The organism is Kitasatospora sp. NPDC048365 (assembly GCF_043200835.1).
GTDB lineage: Bacteria > Actinomycetota > Actinomycetes > Streptomycetales > Streptomycetaceae > Kitasatospora > Kitasatospora terrestris.
The window spans coordinates 148,844-169,679 of record NZ_JBICYJ010000015.1 but is presented as its reverse complement, the minus strand read 5'-3'; the positions used below and the strand labels follow the sequence as shown (position 1 = coordinate 169,679).

General features: G+C 74.0%; 19 protein-coding genes and 3 tRNA genes. 19 read left to right on the top strand and 3 right to left on the bottom strand.

The window, feature by feature from the left end:
* Nucleotide 1 precedes the first annotated feature (1 nt).
* Both ACGFX4_RS17900 and ACGFX4_RS17895 read left to right on the top strand, forming a co-directional pair.
* Complete coding sequence (locus ACGFX4_RS17900) at nucleotides 2–589, top strand: hypothetical protein (protein WP_393074827.1); 588 nt, start codon at nucleotides 2–4, stop codon at nucleotides 587–589.
* A gap of 90 nt (nucleotides 590–679) precedes the next feature.
* Nucleotides 680–1,738, top strand: a complete 1,059-nt coding sequence (locus tag ACGFX4_RS17895; RefSeq protein ID WP_393074824.1) for a hypothetical protein — start codon at nucleotides 680–682, stop codon at nucleotides 1,736–1,738.
* Between the two features lie 36 nt (nucleotides 1,739–1,774).
* On the opposite strand, the gene ACGFX4_RS17890 is transcribed toward ACGFX4_RS17895, so the two are convergent.
* Nucleotides 1,775–2,830, bottom strand: coding sequence for a M48 family metallopeptidase (locus tag ACGFX4_RS17890; protein ID WP_393074821.1), 1,056 nt, complete (start codon nucleotides 2,828–2,830; stop codon nucleotides 1,775–1,777).
* A gap of 195 nt (nucleotides 2,831–3,025) precedes the next feature.
* On the opposite strand from ACGFX4_RS17890, the gene ACGFX4_RS17885 reads away from it, so the two are divergent.
* The 8 genes from ACGFX4_RS17885 (at nucleotide 3,026) to ACGFX4_RS17850 (ending at nucleotide 7,291) form a co-directional block, all read left to right on the top strand.
* Nucleotides 3,026–3,172 (top strand): hypothetical protein, encoded by a 147-nt coding sequence (locus ACGFX4_RS17885; protein WP_345697032.1) that lies wholly within the window; start codon nucleotides 3,026–3,028, stop codon nucleotides 3,170–3,172.
* A gap of 125 nt (nucleotides 3,173–3,297) precedes the next feature.
* Nucleotides 3,298–3,453 carry a hypothetical protein gene (locus ACGFX4_RS17880; RefSeq protein ID WP_345697031.1) on the top strand — a complete coding sequence of 52 codons (156 nt, stop codon included), beginning with the start codon at nucleotides 3,298–3,300 and terminating at the stop codon, nucleotides 3,451–3,453.
* A gap of 74 nt (nucleotides 3,454–3,527) precedes the next feature.
* On the top strand, nucleotides 3,528–4,151 hold the full coding sequence (gene nadD / locus ACGFX4_RS17875; RefSeq protein WP_393074816.1) for a nicotinate-nucleotide adenylyltransferase: 624 nt from the start codon (nucleotides 3,528–3,530) through the stop codon (nucleotides 4,149–4,151).
* Between the two features lie 16 nt (nucleotides 4,152–4,167).
* The gene (locus tag ACGFX4_RS17870; protein ID WP_393074813.1) at nucleotides 4,168–5,847 is read left to right on the top strand and encodes an LCP family protein; all 1,680 of its coding nucleotides are present in this window, start codon (nucleotides 4,168–4,170) and stop codon (nucleotides 5,845–5,847) included.
* 54 nt (nucleotides 5,848–5,901) lie between these two features.
* Nucleotides 5,902–6,354: a ribosome silencing factor gene (gene rsfS, locus ACGFX4_RS17865; RefSeq protein WP_393074811.1), complete on the top strand. Its 453-nt coding sequence runs from the start codon at nucleotides 5,902–5,904 to the stop codon at nucleotides 6,352–6,354.
* Nucleotides 6,351–6,998 (top strand): histidine phosphatase family protein, encoded by a 648-nt coding sequence (locus ACGFX4_RS17860; RefSeq protein WP_393074867.1) that lies wholly within the window; start codon nucleotides 6,351–6,353, stop codon nucleotides 6,996–6,998. Before rsfS ends, ACGFX4_RS17860 begins: the two co-directional genes overlap by 4 nt.
* A gap of 106 nt (nucleotides 6,999–7,104) precedes the next feature.
* Nucleotides 7,105–7,177, top strand: a tRNA-Ala gene (locus tag ACGFX4_RS17855).
* A gap of 41 nt (nucleotides 7,178–7,218) precedes the next feature.
* Nucleotides 7,219–7,291, top strand: a tRNA-Ala gene (locus tag ACGFX4_RS17850).
* 44 nt (nucleotides 7,292–7,335) lie between these two features.
* On the opposite strand, the gene ACGFX4_RS17845 is transcribed toward ACGFX4_RS17850, so the two are convergent.
* Entirely contained in the window at nucleotides 7,336–8,223 is an 888-nt protein-coding gene (locus ACGFX4_RS17845; protein ID WP_393074809.1) for a helix-turn-helix transcriptional regulator, read from the bottom strand.
* A gap of 94 nt (nucleotides 8,224–8,317) precedes the next feature.
* On the opposite strand from ACGFX4_RS17845, the gene ACGFX4_RS17840 reads away from it, so the two are divergent.
* The 6 genes from ACGFX4_RS17840 (at nucleotide 8,318) to ACGFX4_RS17815 (ending at nucleotide 16,192) form a co-directional block, all read left to right on the top strand.
* Nucleotides 8,318–9,760 carry an MFS transporter gene (locus ACGFX4_RS17840; RefSeq protein ID WP_393074807.1) on the top strand — a complete coding sequence of 481 codons (1,443 nt, stop codon included), beginning with the start codon at nucleotides 8,318–8,320 and terminating at the stop codon, nucleotides 9,758–9,760.
* Between the two features lie 65 nt (nucleotides 9,761–9,825).
* Nucleotides 9,826–9,898: transfer RNA gene (locus ACGFX4_RS17835), tRNA-Ala, on the top strand.
* Nucleotides 9,899–9,997: 99 nt separating this feature from the next.
* Nucleotides 9,998–11,287, top strand: coding sequence for a hypothetical protein (locus ACGFX4_RS17830; RefSeq protein ID WP_393074805.1), 1,290 nt, complete (start codon nucleotides 9,998–10,000; stop codon nucleotides 11,285–11,287).
* Between the two features lie 269 nt (nucleotides 11,288–11,556).
* Entirely contained in the window at nucleotides 11,557–14,430 is a 2,874-nt protein-coding gene (gene leuS, locus ACGFX4_RS17825; RefSeq protein ID WP_393074802.1) for a leucine--tRNA ligase, read from the top strand.
* A gap of 74 nt (nucleotides 14,431–14,504) precedes the next feature.
* Nucleotides 14,505–15,602, top strand: a complete 1,098-nt coding sequence (locus ACGFX4_RS17820; protein ID WP_393074800.1) for a hypothetical protein — start codon at nucleotides 14,505–14,507, stop codon at nucleotides 15,600–15,602.
* A complete protein-coding gene (locus tag ACGFX4_RS17815; protein ID WP_393074797.1) occupies nucleotides 15,599–16,192 on the top strand; it encodes a hypothetical protein in 594 nt (197 codons plus the stop codon). The genes ACGFX4_RS17820 and ACGFX4_RS17815 overlap by 4 nt, the downstream gene beginning before the upstream one ends.
* A 67-nt stretch (nucleotides 16,193–16,259) precedes the next feature.
* Here the strand turns inward: ACGFX4_RS17815 and ACGFX4_RS17810 are convergent, their stop codons facing one another.
* Nucleotides 16,260–17,213 carry a helix-turn-helix transcriptional regulator gene (locus tag ACGFX4_RS17810; protein ID WP_393074794.1) on the bottom strand — a complete coding sequence of 318 codons (954 nt, stop codon included), beginning with the start codon at nucleotides 17,211–17,213 and terminating at the stop codon, nucleotides 16,260–16,262.
* A 322-nt stretch (nucleotides 17,214–17,535) separates the two neighbouring features.
* On the opposite strand from ACGFX4_RS17810, the gene ACGFX4_RS17805 reads away from it, so the two are divergent.
* The 3 genes from ACGFX4_RS17805 to ACGFX4_RS17795 all read left to right on the top strand — a co-directional run bounded on the left by ACGFX4_RS17805 (nucleotide 17,536) and on the right by ACGFX4_RS17795 (nucleotide 20,711).
* Entirely contained in the window at nucleotides 17,536–18,330 is a 795-nt protein-coding gene (locus ACGFX4_RS17805; RefSeq protein ID WP_393074793.1) for a hypothetical protein, read from the top strand.
* A 224-nt stretch (nucleotides 18,331–18,554) separates the two neighbouring features.
* On the top strand, nucleotides 18,555–19,400 hold the full coding sequence (locus tag ACGFX4_RS17800) for a DegV family protein (RefSeq protein ID WP_393074790.1): 846 nt from the start codon (nucleotides 18,555–18,557) through the stop codon (nucleotides 19,398–19,400).
* Nucleotides 19,401–19,589: 189 nt separating this feature from the next.
* Nucleotides 19,590–20,711, top strand: a complete 1,122-nt coding sequence (locus ACGFX4_RS17795) for a helix-hairpin-helix domain-containing protein (RefSeq protein ID WP_393074788.1) — start codon at nucleotides 19,590–19,592, stop codon at nucleotides 20,709–20,711.
* Nucleotides 20,712–20,836: the final 125 nt, after the last annotated feature.

Here is a 20,836-nt window from a genome sequence, read left to right as displayed (position 1 = left end):
CGTGGCTGAGGATGTGGGGGGCTCGCCGTACTCCGACGGCGCCGACCACGGTGGTGCGGACGACGAGTTCGCCACCGTGGTCTTCGACGAGGCCTTCGTCCGTTCCGCCGCCGTGCACGAACCGAGCGCCCGGGAGCGGCAGCTGGCCGCCGCCGAGGCGCGGTTCGAGCCGGACGCCGGGCCGGGCCGGGGCTATGAGCTGACGATCTCCGGCGAGGGTCTGCCGCTGGAGCTGCGTCCGCACCCGGAGGGTCTGGACGACGACCGGTACTTCCCGGATCCGTGGTCGGGCCGCGACCGGGCCCGCCGGCGGTCCCGCTGGGGCAGGGTCGGCTTCGACCCGCTGGCGGCCGGGCACGGCCGGCAGGTGGCACAGCAACGCTGGCACCGGCCGGTGGCCTGGGTGCTGGCGCTGGTGATGGGCGTCAGCGTGGTGGCGGTCGCGGTGGCGGCGATCTACCGCGGGGTCGGCGGGGCGGGCGAGCCGCCGCGGCGGCCGGAGAGCGGGACGAGCACCACCGGGGCGTCCCCGGTGCCCTCGCCGTCGGTGGCGCCGGTGCCGGTGCTGGCAGCGGTGCCGGGCAGCTGAGCTGGGGTTTCCCCGCCCGGTCACGACGCGTCGCCGAACTGTCGCGCCGGTCCTCTCGTACCCGGCGGGGCCCGCGTCTACCCTGGTGTTATGGGTGACCCGCTCGAACCTCCCGAGGGTACGCCCGAGGGCGGTTCCGGCAACGAGGACGAGTTCCGGTCCGTCGTTTTCGACGAATCGTTCGTCCGGGCTGCGCGCATCCAGGAGCTCTCGGCGCGGGAGCGCCTGGGTGCCGGGCATCCGCGTGCCACCAAGCCGCGGGTCGGGCTCGGGCCGCTGGGCTCGCTGCCCCGGCAGGCCGTCGCCCTGATGCTGCTGGTGGTGATGGCGTTCGCCGCGGCCGTGTACTTCGGGATCAGTTCCCCCCGCCGGCAGGCGACCCCGCCGTCCGGGAACCAGCTGACCGCCGCCGTGGTGGCGCTGGCGCCGACGGGCGCGGTCACCGCGGTCGCCGACCCCAAGGACCCGTTCGCGTCGCTGGCCGGCTACGGGGTGGGGGCCGCGGGCTTCGGCATCCCGCCGGCCACGCCGACCACGCACTTCACCCGCTCCGAGGTGACCCGGGCGCTGGAGACCGTCCAGCGCTACCTGACCGCCTCCGCGCTGGCGCCCGCCACGGTGGCCCGCAGCGAGACCGGGGCGGCCCGGTCGCTGGTCACCCCGGGTGAGCAGGCGCAGTACGAGGACAGCGTCGACCACCCGCGGGACGACCAGCACCACGCCGCCACCGGCTGGCTGGTGCGCTTCGACCCCGGGCAGGTGGCGCTCGCCGACGAGTCGGTGCGGGTGCGGGGCGCGGCGGAGATCGCCGAGGCGGACAGCGGCACCCTGGAGATCACCACCGACCACACCTTCGTCTACGCGCTGCGCCCGGCCGGCACCACCGACGACTCCTCGGTCAGCCTGTACTGGGTGCGCCGGGAGCTGCGCTTCGAGTTCGACCGGACCGACCTGGGCTCCGGGCAGCTGCGGCTGGTGGACGCGGTGACCCAGGCCGGGCCGACGGCGTGCGGCGCGGTGCTCTCCGGCTACCTGCAGCCGGTGCTGGCCACCGCGGCGGGCGTGACCGCCCCGGCGCCGCCCGCCGTCGACCCGGGCGACCACGCGGCGCACAGCTGGCAGCTGTGCGGCGTGCTCAAGACCGGCTGAGCCGGGTCGCTCCCCGCCCGGTCACTCCCCGCCCGGTCACTCCCCGTCGCGCTGACGCCCGGCGGCGGCCGCGTTGTTGAAGGTGTCGCGGAGCTTCTCGCCGACCGTGCCGACGCCGCCCGCGACGTCGCGCAGCAGGCCCATCAGCGGGTCCTTGGACTCCTTCACCGACTGCGAGTAGGAGTCGGCGGCGGCCTTCCACTGGGCGCCGACCGAGGTGTCCGGGTCGTCGCCGCGGCGCGGGTAGGCGCCGGCCAGGATCGAGCGGTACTCCTCGCTCTCCGCCCACTTCTTCAGCTGGGCCACCCGGACCACCGCGAACGGGTGGGTCTGCGGCAGCACCTGGAGCAGCTTGAGCACGCCGTCGCGCAGGTCGCCGGCCTTCTCGTACTCCTCGGCCTGCTCCAGGAAGGCGTCCACGTTCATCTCGGCCAGGTTGTGGCCGCCGGCCAGCTTCATCAGGCCACGCATCGAGGCCTGCAGGTCCTGCCCGGCGAGCAGGCCGGCCCGGTCGCAGGAGAGCTCGGCCTTGCGGAACCACTCCTTGAGCGCGGTGATCAGCGCCATGACCGCCAGGTTGCCGAGCGGGATCCAGGCGACCCGGGCGGCGAAGTTGGTGAGGATCAGCAGCATCGTCCGGTACACCGCGTGGCCGGACATCGCGTGGCCGACCTCGTGGCCGATCACCGCGCGCAGCTCCTCCTCGTCGAGCAGCTCGACCAGGCCGCTGGTGACCACGACGACCGGGGTGTCCATGCCGATGCACATGGCGTTGACGGTCGGGTCCTGGGTGACGTACAGGTCCGGGACCTTCTCCAGGTCGAGCAGGTAGGCCGCGTCGCGGACCATGTCGTACAGCTCGGGGAACTGCCGCTCGGAGGTCTTCACGGCGGTGGCCAGGAACATCAGGCGGACGCTGCGCTCGGAGACCAGGCCGGCCAGCTTCTTGAGGATCTCGTCGAAGCCGCTGAGCTTGCGCAGGGCCACCAGCGCCGAGCGGTCGGCGGGGTGCTCCCAGGCGCGGGTGGAGATCTCCGGGAAGCGCTGCCGGCGGCGGCTCGGCGTGCCCGCGCCCTTGGTCATGTCGGTCATCTGCTGAGTACCTCCTGGTCGATGCCGGCACCGGCCGTGCGGCCGGCCCCCGCTGCTGTTGGCTTCAACTGCTGGCTTCAACGCCCGTGCGTGCGTACTCGTCCCCGCGGGCCACCGTAACCCGCGGGGGGTTCGGCCGGGGCGGGCCGTAAGCGCGGCTACTCTGGCTGTGCCGTACGAACAAGGAGCGCCCCGATGTCTGCTGCCGACCTGGTCCACCTCGCCGGACCGATCTCGACCGAGGCGGGCCCCGGCCTGTTCCTGCGGATCGTCCTGATCGCCTCCTTCGTGGGCGTCGGGCTGCTCGCCTGGATCCTGGTCAGGGCCGGGAAGAACAACTGAGTCCCATCCAGCGTCAGACGCGGTGGGCCGCCGAGCGGTTGCGGTGAGCGCCCCCGTACGATGAGCGCGCAGGCCGCCGTGGCCCGCACGACTGGTCCCGCCGAGCCGAGAAGGTCCTGCCGAGCATGAGCACTGTTGCACTGACTGCCCTCAACAAGATCGCCGAGGGGTCCGAGGGCGGCAACCACGACAGCCTCAACCCGTACCTGACCGGCGGTGCGGCGCTGTTCATCCTCCTGCTGCTGCTCTTCATCACCACCCGCTTCAACCGCGACCGCTGAGCCCGGCGGCGGAGGGCCCCGCAGTCGTGCGGGGCTTTCCCTGCGGTCATCCGGGTCGCGTAAGGTGTGGCGCCATGAGAGAGCAGGCCGGATCCGGACCGACGGCGAAGCGGCGCCTGGGTGTGATGGGCGGCACCTTCGACCCGATCCACCACGGGCACCTGGTGGCCGCCAGCGAGGTGGCCAGCGCCTTCCACCTGGACGAGGTGATCTTCGTCCCGACCGGCCAGCCGTGGCAGAAGTCCGAGCGGCGGGTCTCGCCCGCCGAGGACCGCTACCTGATGACGGTCATCGCCACCGCGGAGAACCCGCAGTTCTCGGTCAGCCGGATCGACATCGACCGGGGCGGCGCCACCTACACCGTGGACACCCTCCGGGAGCTGCGCGCGCTGCACCCGGACGCGGAGCTCTTCTTCATCACCGGCGCCGACGCGCTCGCGCAGATCATCTCGTGGCGCTCCTCCGAGGAGCTCTTCGACCTCGCGCACTTCATCGGCTGCACCCGGCCGGGCCATACTCTCTCCGACACCGGACTGCCGGTCGGCGGGGTCTCGCTGGTCGAGGTCCCGGCGCTCGCCATCTCCTCCACCGACTGCCGGGTGCGCGTCGCCAAGGGTGAGCCGATCTGGTACCTGGTGCCGGACGGCGTGGTCCGATACATCCACAAGCGGGCGCTGTACGCGCCGGCCCAGCCCTGATTCCGAGGGGGACGGCGTGACCGAGGACCAGGGCTGGTACGGGCAGCAGGGGCAGCAGTACCCGCAGGACCCGTACCACCACCAGCAGCAGCCGCAGTACGACCAGTACGGCCGGCCGGTCTACCCGCAGCAGCAGGACCCGTACTACCCGCAGCAGCCGCAGCCGCAGTACGAGCAGCCGCAGTACGACCAGTACGGGCGGCCGGTGTACCCGCAGCAGCCGCAGGAGTACTACCAGCAGCCGTACCCGCAGCAGGAGTACTACCAGCCGCAGCCGGTGCAGCCGGTCGCGCCGCCGCAGCCGCAGTCCGTGCAGCCGGTCGCGCCGCCGCCGCCCGCCGCCGCTCCGCCGTTGCGGGCCCCGCGGCCCCGGCCGGCCGAGCCGGAGCCGGTCGTGGACGAGGGCCCCTCCGAGCGGGTCGGCGGCAGCCGGGCCGCCCGGGCGTCGGCGGACTCGTACCCCACCGGGGAGTTCACCTTCGTCGACGAGGTGACGGAGGAGTCCCAGGACGCCATCGACTGGCTGAAGTTCGCCGAGTCGCGCAGCGAGGTGCGGGCCGAGCGCCGGCGCCGGCTGCGCAACCGGCTGATCGGCGCCGCGGTGGCGCTGGCGCTGGTCGGCGGCGGCGTCGGCGGCTACCTGTGGTGGAACCGCGAGGAGACCGCGGCGAAGGCGGCCGGCGGCCGTGCGGTGAACGTGGTCCACCTGCGCGACCTGACCGGCAAGGTCAGCACCGCCCTGCTGGTCGACGACGAGTCGGGCCGCAAGGGCTCGGTGCTGCTGCTGCCCGACACCCTGAAGCTGCCGAGCAACGGCGACTCGGCGACCACCACGGTCGGCCAGTCGCTGGACGCGGTCGGCGCCTCCGCCACCCGCGACGGCCTGGGCACGGTGCTCGGCGCCAAGGTGGACGGCACCTGGCGGCTGGACACCCCGTTCCTGCAGCTGCTGGTCGCGCAGCTGGGCGGGGTCAAGGTCGACGTCAACGCGACGGTCCGGGAGAACAACAAGGCCGACGGCAAGGTGCTCGCCCAGCCGGGCAAGCAGGTGCTGCTGAGCGGCATGGCCTCCGTGGCGTACGCCACCCTGCAGAACCCGGGGGAGACCCGGGACGCCCAGCTGGCCCGGTTCGGGCAGGTGCTGGAGGCGGTGATCCGGACGATGCCGACCGACCTGGCCTCGGCCACCGACGACGTGCACCGGATGAACTCGGTGGCCGACCCCTCGCTGCCGGAGAGCGCACTGGCCGGCGTGCTGGCGCAGCTCGCGCAGCTGGCCAAGGACGGCAAGGTCGCCACCAGCACGCTGAAGACCCGGCCGGACGGCACCCTGGACGAGGCCACGGCCGGTGCCCAGGTGAAGGAGATCCTCGGCGGCGTGGTGCAGAACGCCAAGGGCACCGGCGGTTCCACCCGGGTGGCGGTCGTCAACGCCTCCGGCAGCGACGCGGCCGGGACCTCGGCCAGCGTCCAGGTGCAGAACGCCGGTCTGGACGCGCTGCCCGCCAGCAAGGCGCCCGCCGCGCAGGCCGTTTCGGAGATCCGCTACGCCGACGACGCCAAGCAGGCGGCCGCGAAGTCGCTGGCCGTCAGCCTCGGACTGCCGGAGACCGCGGTGAAGAAGGTCACCGACGCGCAGAACGCCGATCTGGTGCTGGTGGTGGGCAAGGACTACCAGGTGCCGAAAACGCCGTGACGGGCGTGAGATCCTGGAAGGCGTACCCCCGATCTGCCGAGCCGGAAGAGCATCGTGACCGTCACCGACCGTAGCCAGGAACTCATCACCGTCGCCGCCCAGGCGGCGGCCGACAAGCTGGCCCACGACATCATCGCCTTCGACGTCAGCGAGGTGCTGTCGATCACCGACGCCTTCGTGATCGCCTCGGCCGCCAACGACCGCCAGGTCCGCGCGATCGCCGAGGAGATCGAGGACCAGCTGCGCGAGAAGCTGGACACCAAGCCGGTCCGCCGGGAGGGCGAGCGCGAGGGCCGCTGGATCCTGCTGGACTACCTGGACATCGTGGTCCACGTCCAGCACTCCGAGGAGCGCTCCTTCTACTCCCTCGACCGGCTCTGGAAGGACTGCCCCGAGCTGCCGATCCCGGAGGACGCGATGGCCACCCGCAACCGCCCGGAGAACGCCGTCACCGACGCCGCCGGCAACGCCGTGGCGCCCGCCGACGACTTCGGGGCCGACCACTGAGCCGCGGCGCGGCCGGGCCGCGGATCGTCTTCTGGCGGCACGGCCAGACCTCCTGGAACCTGGAGTCCCGGTTCCAGGGGACGACCGACATCGCGCTGACCGACCAGGGCGTCTTCCAGGCGCAGCGGGCGGCCCGGCTGCTGGCCGCGCTCAAGCCGGACCTGCTGATCTCCTCCGACCTCCAGCGGGCCCGGCGCACCGCCGACGAGCTGGCGCGGCTCACCGGGCTGGAGGTGGACCACCACGAGGGCCTGCGGGAGACCTACGCGGGCGAGTGGCAGGGTCTGACCAACTCCGAGATCCGGGCCCGCTACCCGGAGGAGTACGAGGCCTGGTCGCGCGGTGAGCCGGTCCGGCGCGGCGGCGGCGAGCTGGCCACCGAGGTGGCCGACCGCGCGGTGCCGGTGGTGCTGGACGCGGTCGACAAGCTGCCCGACAACGGCACCGTCGTGGTGGTCAGCCACGGCGGCACCATCCGCACCATGATCGGGCGGCTGCTCGACATGGAGCCGGCCCAGTGGGAGCGGTTCGGCGGCCTGTCGAACTGCTGCTGGTCGGTGATGGGCCAGGGCGCCCGCGGCTGGCGGTTGCTGGAGCACAACGCCGGCACCCTGCCGCAGCCGGTCATCGGCGACGAGACCTGACGGCAGCCGGGGCGCGATTTCACAGTTCCGGCTCTGACCAGCTAGAGTCTTCCTCGTTGCCAGCGAGGAACGCGGACCGGAAGGTAAGCCGAAATCGCGAGGCTGCGGGGCTATAGCTCAGTTGGTAGAGCGATTGCATGGCATGCAATAGGTCTGGAGTTCGATTCTCCATAGCTCCACTCCGCACCGATGGTCGCGAGTGGTTGGTCGTCAGTGTCGCGGGGCTATAGCTCAGTTGGTAGAGCGATTGCATGGCATGCAATAGGTCTGGAGTTCGATTCTCCATAGCTCCACAGTCTCGTGAAAGCCGCCGTCCTCAGGACGGCGGCTTTTCGCATCAGTGCACGTGGTCGACGGCGGGCAGCCCGGGGTCGGCCACCAGGCGCTCCATCCGGCGGCGGTCCTCCGGGCCCTCCGGGGTGTAGACCACCAGGTGGCACTCGGGCGCGGCCGGGATGGTCAGGTACGCCGCCTCGAAGGCCATCTCGCCGACCGCCGCGTGCCGGAACACCTTCCGCGAGGTCCGCGGCGGCGCCACCTCCTGCCGGGCCCACAGCTCGCGGAACTCCGCACTGGCCGCGCTCAGGTCCCGGATGTACTCCTCCCAGACCGGTTCGCCGACGTGCCGCCCGTACGCGCCGCGCAGCCGCCCGACCATCCGGGGCAGCTCCTCGGCCCGGTTCAGGAAGGGGTTGCAGCAGGCGGGCACGGTGAAGGCGCACCACATGGAGTTCCGCCGCCCGTCGGGCGAGCTGGGCCGGGTCGCGCCCGGGAAGAGCGCGTCGTACGCGGCGTTGTGCAGCAGCACGTCGTACCGGCCGTTGGAGATCGCGGCGGGCATCGGGTCCAGGCCGTCCAGGATCACCTGGCAGGTGCGGTCCAGCACCGGTGCGGCCGGGCCGGCCTGCGGGGTCGGCGTCCCGGCCAGCCGGAACAGGTGGTCGCGCTCGGCCGCGTCCAGCCGCAGCGCCCGGGCCACCGCGGTGAGCACCTGCGCGCTGGCGTTGATCGGCCGGCCCTGCTCCAGCCACGTGTACCAGGTGACCCCGACGCCGGCGAGCTGTGCCAGCTCCTCCCGGCGCAGGCCCGGGGTGCGGCGGCGCGGCCCGGGCGGCAGGCCCACCGCCTCCGGGCTCACCCGGGCCCGGCAGGCGCGCAGGAACGCGGCCAGCTCGGTGCGCCGCTGCTCGGGCCCGCTCCGCGGGCGCGCGGCTTCCTCGATCACGTTCGTCCCCCGTCGTGACGGCCCGCCTGGTGCTGCCGGTACCAGGATCAGCAGGCTCTAACCACCAGTATGCGAGGCGCCCCACGATGGTTCCATGACGGACCTTCAGACCCGCCCCGCCGTCGCGGCGCCCGCCCCGGGCGGCCCGCGGCCGGGTGCGCTGCTCACCCTGATCCTGGCCGGACAGCTGATGGCGGTGCTCGACATCGCCATCGTCAACGTCGCCGTCCCCACCATCCGGGCCGACCTGCGTGCCACCGGCGCCGCCCTGCAACTGGTGGTGGCCGGCTACACCATCGCGTACGCGGTGCTGCTGATCACCGGTGCCCGGCTCGGCGCCCGGTACGGCTACGCCCGGCTGTTCCGCTACGGGCTGGCCGGCTTCACCGCGGCCTCGCTGGCCTGCGGGCTGGCGCCGGGTACGGAGGCGCTGATCGGCTTCCGGGTGCTGCAGGGCGTCGGGGCGGCGGTGATGGTGCCTCAGGTGATGAGCCTGATCCAGCGGACCTTCACCGGCCCGGCCCGGGTGCGGGCGCTCGGGCTGTACTCGGCGGTGCTGGCCGGCGGGATGGCGGCCGGGCAGGTGCTCGGCGGACTGCTGGTCAGCGCAGACCTGTTCGGTGCGGGCTGGCGGCCGGTGTTCCTGGTCAACGTGCCGCTCGGGGTGGCGCTGCTGCTCGCCGGGCGCCGGCTGCTGCCGGCCGCGCCGGGCGATCCGGGCCGCCGCTTCGACGTGCCCGGCCTGGTGGTGCTGGCCCTCGCGCTGGGGCTGCTGGTGGTGCCGCTGGTGCTCGGCCACGAGCTGGGCTGGCCCGCCTGGGGCTGGGTGATGCTGGCCGGCAGCGGGGTGCTGTTCGCCGTCTTCGCGGTGGTCGAGTGGCGGATCGCCGCGCGCGGCGGCCAGCCGTTGATCCCGGCGCGGGTGCTGCGCTCGCCCGGGCTGCTGCCGGCCGCCGGGGCGGTGTTCCTGGTGATGGCGGGCTTCGCGGGGTTCATGTTCGCCTTCGCGCTGCACCAGCAGGCCGGGCTCGGGCACAGCGCGCTGAAGGCCGGGCTGCTGTCCGCGCCGGTCGCGGTCGGCTTCGGCGTCTCCAGCCTGCACTGGCAGCGGCTGCCCGCCCGGCTGCACCGGGCGCTGCCGGTGCTCGCCCTGGCCCTGGTCGCGCCGGCCTACCTGGCGACCGGGTGGCTGCTGCGCGACGGCGGCCCGGTCGACCTGGTCGCCGAGCTGGTGCTCACCGGGCTCGGCCTGGCGGCCGGGTGCGCGTACAGCCCGCTGTTCGGCCGGGCGCTGGCCCGGGTCGACCCGGCGGACGCCGCCGACGCCGGCGGCGTGGTGGTCACCCTGGTGCAGCTCGGCCAGGTGGTCGGCGTCGCCGTGCTCGGCACGGTCTTCCTCGGCCGGGTCCGCTTCCCGGCCACCGCCGCGGCCTCCGGCCACGCGCTGTGGACCGCCGCCGCGGTGATCGCCGGAGCCCTGGTGCTGGCCGCGCTGTCCGCGCTGGCGGGGACGCGGAACCGCGAGAAAGTGAATTAGGGACACGGTCCCCGACCGTGTACAGTTGTCGATGTCGCCGGGGGAAACGCCGGGGACAGCGACAAGGGGCTATAGCTCAGTTGGTAGAGCGATTGCATGGCATGCAATAGGTCTGGAGTTCGATTCTCCATAGCTCCACAGTGAATTGAGAGGCCGTCACCCGATCCGGGTGACGGCCTCTCGCGTTTACCGGAACCGCCTTACGGGCGGGGTGCCGCGGGCGCTACGGTCGGGTCCATGGCCGATCTGGAGCGGAAGCGGAACGAGGAGCTGGCGCGGATACTGCACCAGCTGGGGTGGAGCCCGGAGCGGCTGGCTCGGGAGGTCAGCGCCGTCCTTCCGTCCGGGCTGGCGATCAGCTCCACCGCGCCGTACAAGTGGCGGGACCGCGGCATGGTGCCGCGCTCGCCGCACGACCAGACGGTCTGCGAGGTGCTCGGCCGGGCGGTCGGCATCGCCGTCACCTACGAGCAGCTGTGGGGCCAGATGGGCTCCAACCGCGGCGCCAAGGTGCTCTCGCCGCGGCTGCTCACCGACCCGTGGACGGCCGACACCGCGCAGACCGCGCTGCGCGAGGCGGGCGCCGACGCGGCACCGGTCCGGCTGACCGACCTGTTCCGCGGCGACGAGCTGGAGCAGGCCGCCCGGCACTGGGCCTCCCCGCCGCCCGAGGTGACCGGCGGCGAGGGCGCGCTGCGGATCGCCCCCGAGCAGCTCGCCGACCTGCGGCTGAGCTACGAGTCCAAGCAGCGCCTGGAGCGGGCCTACGGCGGCGGCCTGATCCTGGATCCGGCCAAGGCGGAGCTGGCGATGGTCGGCAAGCTGCTGGAGCTCGGCTGCTACGACGAGGCGCTCGGCCGGGAGCTCTACGGCGCCGCCAGCCGACTGGCCCGGCTGGTCGGCTGGGCCGCCTACGACCTGGGCCACGACGCGGCCGCGCAGCGGGCGTTCGTCGCCGCGCTGCGGGCGGCGCACGTCTCCGGCGACCCGCGGCTCGGGGTCGGCGTGGTGGGCTGCCTCGCGGTGCAGGCCACCTACAACTCGGGCGGCCGGGGCCTGGACCCGGTCGCCATGCTGTCCACCGCGCTGCGCGCCGCGGACGAGGTGCTGACCCCGCGTGAGCGGGCCCTGCAGCTGGGCCGGATCGCCCGGGCGCACGGCCGCAAGGGCGAGCAGTTCAGCGCGGAGGCGGTCGCCGAGCGGGCGTTCCGGGCGCTGGAGGGCCCGGAGTCGGGGCCGCAGGAACGGGCCGACCTGGAGGGCATGGTGGGGGAGGCGTACCTGTTCCTCGGCGAGCACGAGCGGGCCCGTGAGCTGCTGTCCGGGGCGATCTCCGAGCTGTCGCCCGAGCGGGCCCGCGGCCGGGCGCTGCTGATGGTCCGGCTGGCCGACTCCTACCGACGCACCGGGGACCTCGACGAAGCGCTCCGGGCCGCCGACCGGGCCAGGCTGCTGGCGGCCGGCATGCAGTCGGCGCGGGTCGCGCGGGCGCTGCGCGACTTCGACGGGGCCATGCGGGCGGAGTAGGTCGGCCCCGCGGGCGGAGCGGGTCGGCCCCGCGCGACTTCGACGGGGCCCCGCGGGCGGAGTGGCGGCGCCGAGGGGCGGAATGTCAGGCGGGAGAAGGTGGGGCGTGCGGTACCCTGAGGCCATGCGAACCGTGCGCCTGCTGCTTAGCCGGCCGCGCTGACCAGGACCGGCCGAGGCCGGAGTCAGCGTGGCGACCCCTCCTGCGGAGGGGTTTTCTGCTTTCTACGGCGTGTTCGCTGACTGATGACGATGGAGCCCGAAGGACCATGAGCGAGACGACCCCCGCTTCCGGCGCGGCCGAAGCCGCCACCGAGCCTTTCCGCTACGGCGCCGCGCTGGCCGCCGAGATCGAGTCCCGCTGGCAGGACCTGTGGGAGAAGGAGGGGACGTTCAACGCCCCCAACCCCACCGGCCCGCTGGCCGACGGCTCCGAGGTCTCCGGGAAGCCGCACAGCTTCATCATGGACATGTTCCCGTACCCGTCCGGCGCCGGCCTGCACGTCGGCCACCCGCTGGGGTACATCGCCACCGACGTGTACGCCCGCTACCAGCGGATGACCGGCCACAACGTGCTGCACACCCTGGGCTACGACGCCTTCGGCCTGCCCGCCGAGCAGTACGCGGTGCAGACCGGCACCCACCCGCGGGTGTCCACCGAGGCCAACATCGCCAACATGCGCCAGCAGCTGCGCCGGCTGGGCCTGGGCCACGACTCGCGCCGCTCGATCTCCACGATCGACCCGGACTACTACCGCTGGACGCAGTGGATCTTCCTGCAGATCTTCAACTCCTGGTACGACGGCGAGGCCGGCAAGGCCCGCCCGATCGCCGAGCTGATCGGCCAGTTCGAGTCCGGCGCCCGTGAGGTCCCGGGCGGCCGCGGCTGGTCCGAGCTGTCCGGCGTCGAGCGCGACGAGGTGCTGAGCGAGTACCGCCTGGCGTACTCCAAGGAGGTGCCGGTCAACTGGTGCCCCGGCCTGGGCACCGTGCTGGCCAACGAGGAGGTCACCGCGGACGGCCGCTCCGAGCGCGGCAACTTCCCGGTCTTCAAGTCCAACCTGCGCCAGTGGATGATGCGGATCACCGCGTACTCCGACCGCCTGATCGCCGACCTGGACCTGCTGGACTGGCCCGAGGCGATCAAGCTGCAGCAGCGCAACTGGATCGGCCGCTCCGAGGGCGCCCGCGTCGACTTCGCCGTCGGCGAGGACCGGATCACCGTCTTCACCACCCGCCCGGACACCCTGTTCGGCGCCACCTACATGGTGCTGGCCCCCGAGCACGGCCTGGTCGACTCGATCGTCCCGGCCGCCTGGCCCGCCGGCGTCCCCGCCGAGTGGACCGGCGGCGCCGCCACCCCGGCCGAGGCCGTGGCCGCCTACCGGGCCACCGCCGCCGCCAAGTCGGACGTCGAGCGCCAGGTCGAGGCCAAGGTCAAGACCGGCGTTTTCACCGGCGCGTACGCGACCAACCCGGTCAGCGGCGAGCAGGTCCCGGTCTTCATCGCGGACTACGTGCTGATGGGTTACGGCACCGGCGCGATCATGGCCGTCCCGGCCCACGACCACCGCGACTTCGCCTTCGCCCGCGCCTTCGCGCTGCCGATGCGCTGCGTGGTCGAGCCCACCGACGGCCGCGGCGACTCCCCGGCGGACTGGGACGACGCCTTCGACACCTACGACTCCGTCATCGTCAACTCCGCGCGCGAGGACCTGTCGCTGGACGGGCTGAGCGTCGTCGACGCCAAGGCCCACGTCACCGGCTGGCTGGCCGAGCGCGGCATCGGCGAAGGCACCGTCAACTACCGCCTGCGCGACTGGCTGTTCAGCCGCCAGCGGTACTGGGGCGAGCCCTTCCCGATCGTCTACGACGAGACCGGCGCCATGCACGCGCTGCCCGAGTCGATGCTGCCGGTCGAGGTCCCCGAGGTCGAGGACTACTCGCCGCACACCTACGACCCGGACGACGCCACCTCCTCGCCGAAGACCCCGCTGTCCCGCAACGAGGACTGGGTCACCGTCGAGCTGGACCTGGGCGACGGCGTCCGGACGTACCGCCGCGAGACCAACACCATGCCCAACTGGGCCGGTTCCTGCTGGTACGAGCTGCGCTACGTCGACCCGGTGAACTCCGCCCGGGTGGTCGACCCGGCCAACGAGGCGTACTGGATGGGCCCGACGGCCGAGAAGCCGGCCGGCGGCGTCGACCTGTACGTCGGCGGTGCCGAGCACGCGGTGCTGCACCTGCTGTACGCCCGCTTCTGGCACAAGGTGCTGCACGACCTGGGCCACGTGTCCTCGGTCGAGCCGTTCCACAAGCTGTTCAACCAGGGCATGATCACCGCCGACGTGTACCGCGACGAGCGGGGCTTCCCGGTCCCGGCCGCCGAGGTCGAGGAGCGGGACGGCCAGTACTTCTGGCAGGGCGAGCCGGTCAAGCGCGAGGCCGGCAAGATGGGCAAGTCCCTGAAGAACGCCGTCGCCCCCGACGAGATCGCCGACGAGTACGGCGCGGACACCCTGCGCCTGTACGAGATGTCGATGGGCCCGCTGGACGTCTCCCGCCCGTGGGACACCCGCGCCGTCGTCGGCTCGTACCGCTTCCTGCAGCGGCTGTGGCGCAACGTCGTCTCGGAGACCACCGGCGAGCTGGTCGTCACCGACGAGCCCGCCGACGAGGCGACGCTGCGCGCCCTGCACAAGGCGATCGACGGCATCCGCGGCGACATGGCCGGCCTGCGCTTCAACACCGCCGTCGCCAAGGCCATCGAGCTGAACAACTACCTGGTGAAGCGCGGCTCCACCCCGCGCGAGGTGGCCGAGCAGATCGTGCTGATGGTCGCCCCGCTGGCCCCGCACATCGCCGAGGAGCTGTGGCGCCGCCTGGGCCACGAGGAGTCGCTGGCCTTCGCGGACTACCCGGTCGCCGACCCGGCGTACGTGGTGGACGAGACGGTCACTTGCGTTGTGCAGATCAAGGGCAAGGTCAAGGCCCGCCTGGAGGTCGCGCCGTCGATCTCCGACGCGGACCTGGAGACGCTGGCCCTGGCCGACCCGGCCGTGGTCGCCGCGATCGGCGACGCGCCGGTGCGCAAGGTCATCGCCCGCGCGCCGAAGCTGGTGAACATCGTCACCGGCTGACGCCGCACGGTCCTGGACCGACGGTCCCCGTTCTCGCTGGTGAGTGCCGGCGGGGGCGGGGACAATCGTTTCCGATGGACGTGTCACGGCCCGTGCGGTCCCTCGGAGTCGGGCCGACCGCGCTGCTCCTCGGCATCGCGGCCGCGGTGGCCCTCGTCGTTCTCGCCGCGGCCGGCGCCCTCGGCGCGGTGGGCGACATCGGTACCTCGCTCACCGCGGACCCGCCGCAGGGCAGGGCGGGCAGCACCGTCAAGGTCGAGGGACGGAACTTCAAGAACTGCCAGGGTGACTTCCTGGTGATGTGGGACGGGCAGGAGGCCGGCGCCGTCGACGCCCACCCCTACGGCTTCGGCAACTTCTCGGTCCAGTTCACGGTCCCGGTTGGGGCCGAGCCCGGCCGGCACTGGTTCTCCGCACGCTGCAAGGCCGCGACGGTCGACGGCAGCCCCGGCTCCCCGGTCGCCGCCTTCACCGTCGTCGCGGCCGAACCGGCGGCTAGGCCCCAACTGGTGGTGGATCCCCCGCGCGGGGCGGCCGGGCAGCAGGTGACGGTCACCGGCAGCCGGTTCGACGCCTGCGCCGGCGGTTCCGCCGACCTCTGGTTCGACACCCGGGAGCCGGGGAGGGGCGCCACCGTCCCGGTCACCGCCGACGGCGGCTTCACCGTGGGCGGCACCGTCCCGGCCGGCCTGGCGGCAGGTCCGCACACGCTGCACGCCGCCTGCGCGGACCGGCCGGAGGCGGCGGCCGAGGCGCCCTTCACAGCACTCGAGGGCGGCACCGGCGGGATCCCGACGGACGACCCGGCGTCGAGCGGCACCGGTGGTGGCGGGTCTGGCGGAGGGGCAGGTGGCTCTGAAGGTTCAGGCGGTTCCGGCGGGTCCGGGAACGGCTCGTCCGGAGGCGGGGGAGCGGGGCTGACCGGGGCGCAGTGGGGCGCCGTACTCGGCGGCGCGGCGCTGCTCGCCGGCGCGAGCGGGTACGGGCTCTCGCGGCGGCGCGGACCCGGTTGGGTCGGCAAGCACGTCACCGCCCACGGCCGGCCGGTCGGACCCGGCCGGTACCGGGTCGCCGAGGCCACCGGTACCGCCGCCGGCAGCCGCTCGCACAGCGTCCGGCTGGAGCCGCGCCCCGACCCGGGCACCCAGCACCTCGAGGAGGGCGAACGATGAGCACCCCCACCGCCGTCGGACCCGTCACCGTCCGGGACGTCCTGTTCGACGGCCGACAGGTCGACCCGGTCTCCGCCATCGAGGACTCGCTGCACCGCCAGGGCGCCGTCCCCGCCCTGGTCGGCGGGGCCGGCCGGCTCACCGGCGCGGGCGGGCGGGCCGTCGAGCACGAGGTCGCCGCCGTGCTCGACCGCCTGCTCGCCCTGGACCTGCTCGACCTCGCCGCCGGCGGCTGGGCCCGCCACTCCGCGCTGCGCGCCGCCGCCCGGCGCACCCGCGACGCACCCGGCAGCGAGGAGGTGGTGACGATGGCCCGGCACCGGATCAGCTCCAGCCACCGGCCCGGGGTCGAGCTGCTGGTCGACGGCGTACCGGTGGGCGTCCTGGAACTGGCCCTGGAGGTGTCGTTCGAGGTGGAAGCACTGGTGGCGGTGGTCCGCCGGGCCCGGCTGATGTCCGCCAGGACCGCGCGCTGCACGGTCGCCGGAAGCCTCGCCGCCCACGGACACGTCCTCGCCGAACGCAGGCTGCACTACGACCTGCCGGGCGCGGTGCGGCTGCGGCACGGCGTCCGGTTGCTGCGCTCCTGAGTGCCGCCGCTCTCTCCGGGCCGCCGGGCGTTCCGGGGGCCGCAGGGACGTTCCGGTGCCGCTCCGCTCAGGGCGACGCGGCGTGCAGGCGGTCGGCCAGGACGCGGACCCGCTCGACCAGTTCCGGCGGCTCGTGCACGGTGAACTCGAAGCCCAGTACAGCGATGTGCACCGCCAGACCGTCCAGCGAGTTGGACCCCGCCCGCAGCGTGCAGCTGTCCTCGTCGATCGGCTCGACCAGCCCCGACGTCGGCGTCACCCGGGCCGCCACCACGTGCGCCGGTGCCCGCACCGTGAACCGCGCCTGGTAGCGGTACTGGCCGACCGCCACCTCCCACGACGCCCAGCGGCGCACGTCCTCGTCCGGCGGCCGGCGCGGGGTGAAGCGCGGGCCGGACGGCGGCTTGAGGGTGATCCGGTCGACCCGGAAGTTCCGCCAGTCCGCGCGGGCGGTGTCGTACGCGACCAGGTACCAGCGGGTGCCGGAGTGCACCAGCCGGTGCGGCTCCACGTCCCGGCGGCTCTCGCTCCCGTCGTGCGCCCGGTAGTCGAAGCGCAGCCGCTCCGCCGCCCGGCACGCGGCGGCGATCGCGGTCAGCGTCTCCGCGTCCACCGTCGGACCGTTGCTGCCCAGCGCCACGGTCGCCACCGCGAGCGACTCCACCCGGTGCCGCAGCCGGGACGGCATCACCTGCTGCAGCTTCGCCAGGGCCCGGACCGAGGACTCCTCGATGCCGTCGATCGTCCCGCCCGCCGCCGTCCGCAGGCCCATCGCGACCGCGACCGCCTCCTCGTCGTCCAGCAGCAGCGGCGGCATCTCCGCCCCCGCGCCGAGCCGGTAACCGCCCGCCACACCCGGGGCGGAGTCCACCGGGTACCCGAGGGTGCGCAGCTTCTCCACGTCCCGGCGGACCGTGCGGACGTCCACGTCGAGGCGGGTCGCCAGGTCCGCGCCCGACCAGTCGCGGCGGACCTGGAGCAGCGAGAGCAGGCGCAGCAGACGGGCCGAGGTCTCCAACATGCCGCCAGTCTGGCAGCGATCGCGGACAGCTACCGCCCTCGGCGGGCCCGGCCGTCGTGCCTGGCCGTCGCGCCCGGCGTGCCCGGTCGTCGCGGCCGGCGTGCCCGGTCGTCGCGGCCGGCGTGCCCGGTCGTCGCGGCCGGCGGGACCGGCTACCGCCCTCGGCGAACCCTGAGATCATCCCTGACGTCTCCCTGATCTCCGGCTCCGAGCGCCCGTACGACCTCCTCCCGGCCCGGCTCGCGGGCTACGGTGGAGGCCCGGCACTCGCACGGACCGCAGCCGGCGGTCCCGGGCCGGACGGGCGGAAGGTGGGCTCCCGATGGATGCGCTCGGTGTGGTGGTCGCCCTGGCCGCCGCTTTCGGACTGACCCTGCTGATCCTGGCGGTGATCGTCACGGTGAAGGCCGTCAAGGCCGTCGCCGACGGGGTGCACAAGCAGGAGGTCAAGGCCCGGAGGGCCGTGGAGAACGCCACTCTCAAGGCGAAGAGCTTCGCCAAGCCCGGCGACCCGGGCAAGCTCGCCGCGGTCCGGCTCGAACTGCGGACCGCCCTCGACTCCACCCGGCAGGTCCTCCAGGCCGGCCACGTCGAGGACAGCCAACTCGGCGAGTCACTCCAACTGCTCGCCCGGCTGGACACCCACGCCGCCGAACTCGACACCGAACTGCGCCTGCTGGAGCGCGAACCCGACGCCGCCCGGGTCAGCGCCAAACTCCCCGAACTGCGCGAACGTGCCGACCGGATCACCCACTCCGCCGACTCGCTGCGCTGGGCTGCCCAGGACCGCATGCGACGCTTCGCCGACGACGAGCTGGTGCGGCTGAGCAAGGAGTGCGAGGACGAGGCGGGCGCCCTCCGGCACTGGACCCCGGCCGACGCGCCGACCGGGTCTGCGGACGGTCCTGCGGATGCCGGGGCCGGGGCCGGTGCTGGTGCCGGGGCCGCACGTGGCGCCGCCGGTGCGGAACGTGACGCGTCGCGCCGGGGGATCACCGCCGGGCGCCAGCCCAGCGCCGAGGAACTGCTCGGCCTCGCCGCCGAACCGCTCAGCCGGCTCGCCGAACGCCTCCGCAAGCCCGGGCGCCCCGGCCCGGCCGCGGCCGACCGTCCATAGCCGCCCGAGGGTGGCCGACCGTCCGTAGGTGACTGCCGGTAGCCGACCGGCCGTGGCCGACCGCCACGGCCGGTTCGTTCTCTGTGGCCGACCGCGGTGGCCGGTTCGTTGGCCGTCCGTCGACAGGCCGGGTCGCCCGGGCCGTCGACCGGGTCCGCCGCGTGGGTGGGTTCCACGTGGCCCGGCGCTGTTGTCCGGTGCGGGCGGGAGGTAACCTCCGGCACATGCCCGGGCACCTCGCACTTGTCACCGACTCCACGGCGTACCTCCCGCAGGAAGCCGTCGACCGACACCGGATCCGGGTGGTCCCGCTGAGCGTTGCGGTCGGTGACGAGGTGCTGGCCGAGGGCGTCGAAATCTCCCCCAAGGACGTCGCCGAGGCGCTGCGCGGCAAGCACCGGGTGACGACCTCCCGCCCCAGCCCCGAGACCTTCGCGGCCGCCTACCGGGCCGCCGCCGAGGCCGGGGCGAGTGGCGTCGTCTCGGTGCACATCAGCGGTGAGCTGTCCGGCACGGCGGAGGCCGCCCAGCTGGCAGCCGCCGAGGCGACCGTCCCGGTCCGCGTGGTCGACAGCCGACTGGTCGGCATGGCCCTGGGCATGTGCGTCCTCGCCGCGGCCGAGGCCGCCGAGGCCGGTGCCGACCTGGACGGCGCCGTCGCGGCCGCCGAGCGCCGCGCCGAGGAGACCCGGAGCTTCTTCTACGTCGACACGCTGGAGCACCTCCGCCGGGGCGGCCGGATCGGCGCCGCCCGGGCCCTGGTCGGATCCGCGCTGGCGGTGAAGCCACTGCTGCACCTCACCGGCGGCCGGATCGAACCGTTGGAGAAGGTCCGCACCGCCTCCCGCGCCATCGCCAGGCTCGAAGAGATCGCCGTCGACTGCGCGGCCGACCGCGAGGTCGACATCGCCGTCCACCACCTCGCCGCCGAGGACCGGGCCGAGCCGCTCGCGGAGCGCCTGCGGGAACGGGTACCCGGTCTGCGGGAGCTGTACGTGAGCGAGGTCGGCGCGGTGATCGGCGCCCACGTCGGGCCGGGCCTGCTGGCGGTCGTGGTCTCGCCGCGCTGACGGGTCGTCGGTATCCGGCTCGTCGGAACCCAGGTCATCGGTACCCGGCTCGTTGGTACCGGGGGTGGCGGTAATCGGGCCGTCGAAACTCGCTCGTCCGGGGGACACGGGTTGTCCACAGGCGGGGTTTGTCCACAGCTTGGCGGCCGTCTCTGACGGGGGTCCGGGGACGGACGTACGGTCCACGCCATGAAGACCTTCGTCCCGGGTGCTGCCCGACGCCGAGAGACCGCCGACGCCGCGCGCGGTCGCCTGTCCCAGCTCTTCACGGGCGCGCCGCCCTTCGGCACGGGTGAGGCCGCTCTCCTGGCCGAGCCGGTGCCGGCGGGCGGTGCCGGTCCGCCGGCGGCCGCCGAGGCGGTGGACGGAACCGAGGTGGTGGGCGGGGGCGCGACGTTGCCGGTGGAGCCGGCGGGGCTGCCGCCCCCCGGTGATCCGTCCGGCGATCCGCCCGCAGGCCTGACGACCCCGCCGCCTGCCGGTCCGACGAATGCGGCGCCCGCCGTCGGCCCGACGACCGTGCCGTCCGACGTCGGCCCTTCGACCCCGCTGCCCGCCGCCGACCGCCCGGAGCCGACCACGTCCACCCGTCCCGGTGCCCGCCCCCTGGAGCCGTCCCAACCGCAGGACACCGAGCCCGTTGCCGACGACCCGCCGCCGAGGCGGCTGCCCCTGACACTCCATCCGGCCCTCGTCTTCGACCGGCGGGCGGTGCTCGGCCTGTCGCTGCTGCTCGTTCTCGCCGTCGGGTATGCGGTCCAGCACTTCTGGCTGGGCCGACCCCAGCCGGTGCCCATCCCGGCGGTCGCGGGCAGCGTTCCCGCAGCGGCGTCCTCCACCGGCCGCAGCGGCCCCGGCCCGCCCGCCCCGATCGGCGGCACGCAGGCCGGCGGTACCCAGGTCGGAGGCGCGCAGGTCGTGGTCGACGTCGCGGGTGACGTCCAGAACCCGGGTCTGCGGACGCTGCCCGGCGGCTCCCGCGTCGCCGACGCCCTGCGCGCCGCCGGGGGAGCCGTCCCCGGCGCCGACACCGACGGGCTCAACCTCGCCCGTGTCCTCACCGACGGCGAACAGGTCCTGGTCGGCGGCCCACCGCCCGCCGGCTCCGCCGCCCCCGCCGGACCGCTGAGCCTCAACCGCGCCACCACCGAACAGCTCGACACCCTCCCCGGCGTCGGCCCGACCCTCGCGCAGCGCATCGTCCAGTACCGCCTGGCTCACGGCCCGTTCAGCTCCCTCGACGAGCTCCGCCAGGTCGGCGGTATCGGCCCTCGCAAGTTCGACGACATCAAGCCCCTGCTGACGCTCTGACACCTCGCGCCGGATGCCCGGATGCCCGGATGCCCGGGCGGCCGGGCGGCCGGTGTCGGTCCACCTCCGTTGCGCCGCCGCCCACGCCCAGACCCCCACGCCCCGACCCCCACCGCTGCACCCGA

Coding starts and splice junctions, on each gene's coding strand:
- ACGFX4_RS17840 (WP_393074807.1), top strand. CDS start 8,318: ATGACGGACCTTCAGACCCGCCCCGCCGTCGCGGCGCCCGCCCCGGGC.
- ACGFX4_RS17895 (WP_393074824.1), top strand. CDS start 680: ATGGGTGACCCGCTCGAACCTCCCGAGGGTACGCCCGAGGGCGGTTCC.
- ACGFX4_RS17815 (WP_393074797.1), top strand. CDS start 15,599: ATGAGCACCCCCACCGCCGTCGGACCCGTCACCGTCCGGGACGTCCTG.
- ACGFX4_RS17830 (WP_393074805.1), top strand. CDS start 9,998: ATGGCCGATCTGGAGCGGAAGCGGAACGAGGAGCTGGCGCGGATACTG.
- ACGFX4_RS17885 (WP_345697032.1), top strand. CDS start 3,026: ATGTCTGCTGCCGACCTGGTCCACCTCGCCGGACCGATCTCGACCGAG.
- ACGFX4_RS17795 (WP_393074788.1), top strand. CDS start 19,590: ATGAAGACCTTCGTCCCGGGTGCTGCCCGACGCCGAGAGACCGCCGAC.
- leuS (WP_393074802.1), top strand. CDS start 11,557: ATGAGCGAGACGACCCCCGCTTCCGGCGCGGCCGAAGCCGCCACCGAG.
- ACGFX4_RS17800 (WP_393074790.1), top strand. CDS start 18,555: ATGCCCGGGCACCTCGCACTTGTCACCGACTCCACGGCGTACCTCCCG.
- nadD (WP_393074816.1), top strand. CDS start 3,528: ATGAGAGAGCAGGCCGGATCCGGACCGACGGCGAAGCGGCGCCTGGGT.
- ACGFX4_RS17810 (WP_393074794.1), bottom strand. CDS start 17,213: ATGTTGGAGACCTCGGCCCGTCTGCTGCGCCTGCTCTCGCTGCTCCAG.
- ACGFX4_RS17805 (WP_393074793.1), top strand. CDS start 17,536: ATGGATGCGCTCGGTGTGGTGGTCGCCCTGGCCGCCGCTTTCGGACTG.
- ACGFX4_RS17890 (WP_393074821.1), bottom strand. CDS start 2,830: ATGACCGACATGACCAAGGGCGCGGGCACGCCGAGCCGCCGCCGGCAG.
- ACGFX4_RS17820 (WP_393074800.1), top strand. CDS start 14,505: ATGGACGTGTCACGGCCCGTGCGGTCCCTCGGAGTCGGGCCGACCGCG.
- ACGFX4_RS17880 (WP_345697031.1), top strand. CDS start 3,298: ATGAGCACTGTTGCACTGACTGCCCTCAACAAGATCGCCGAGGGGTCC.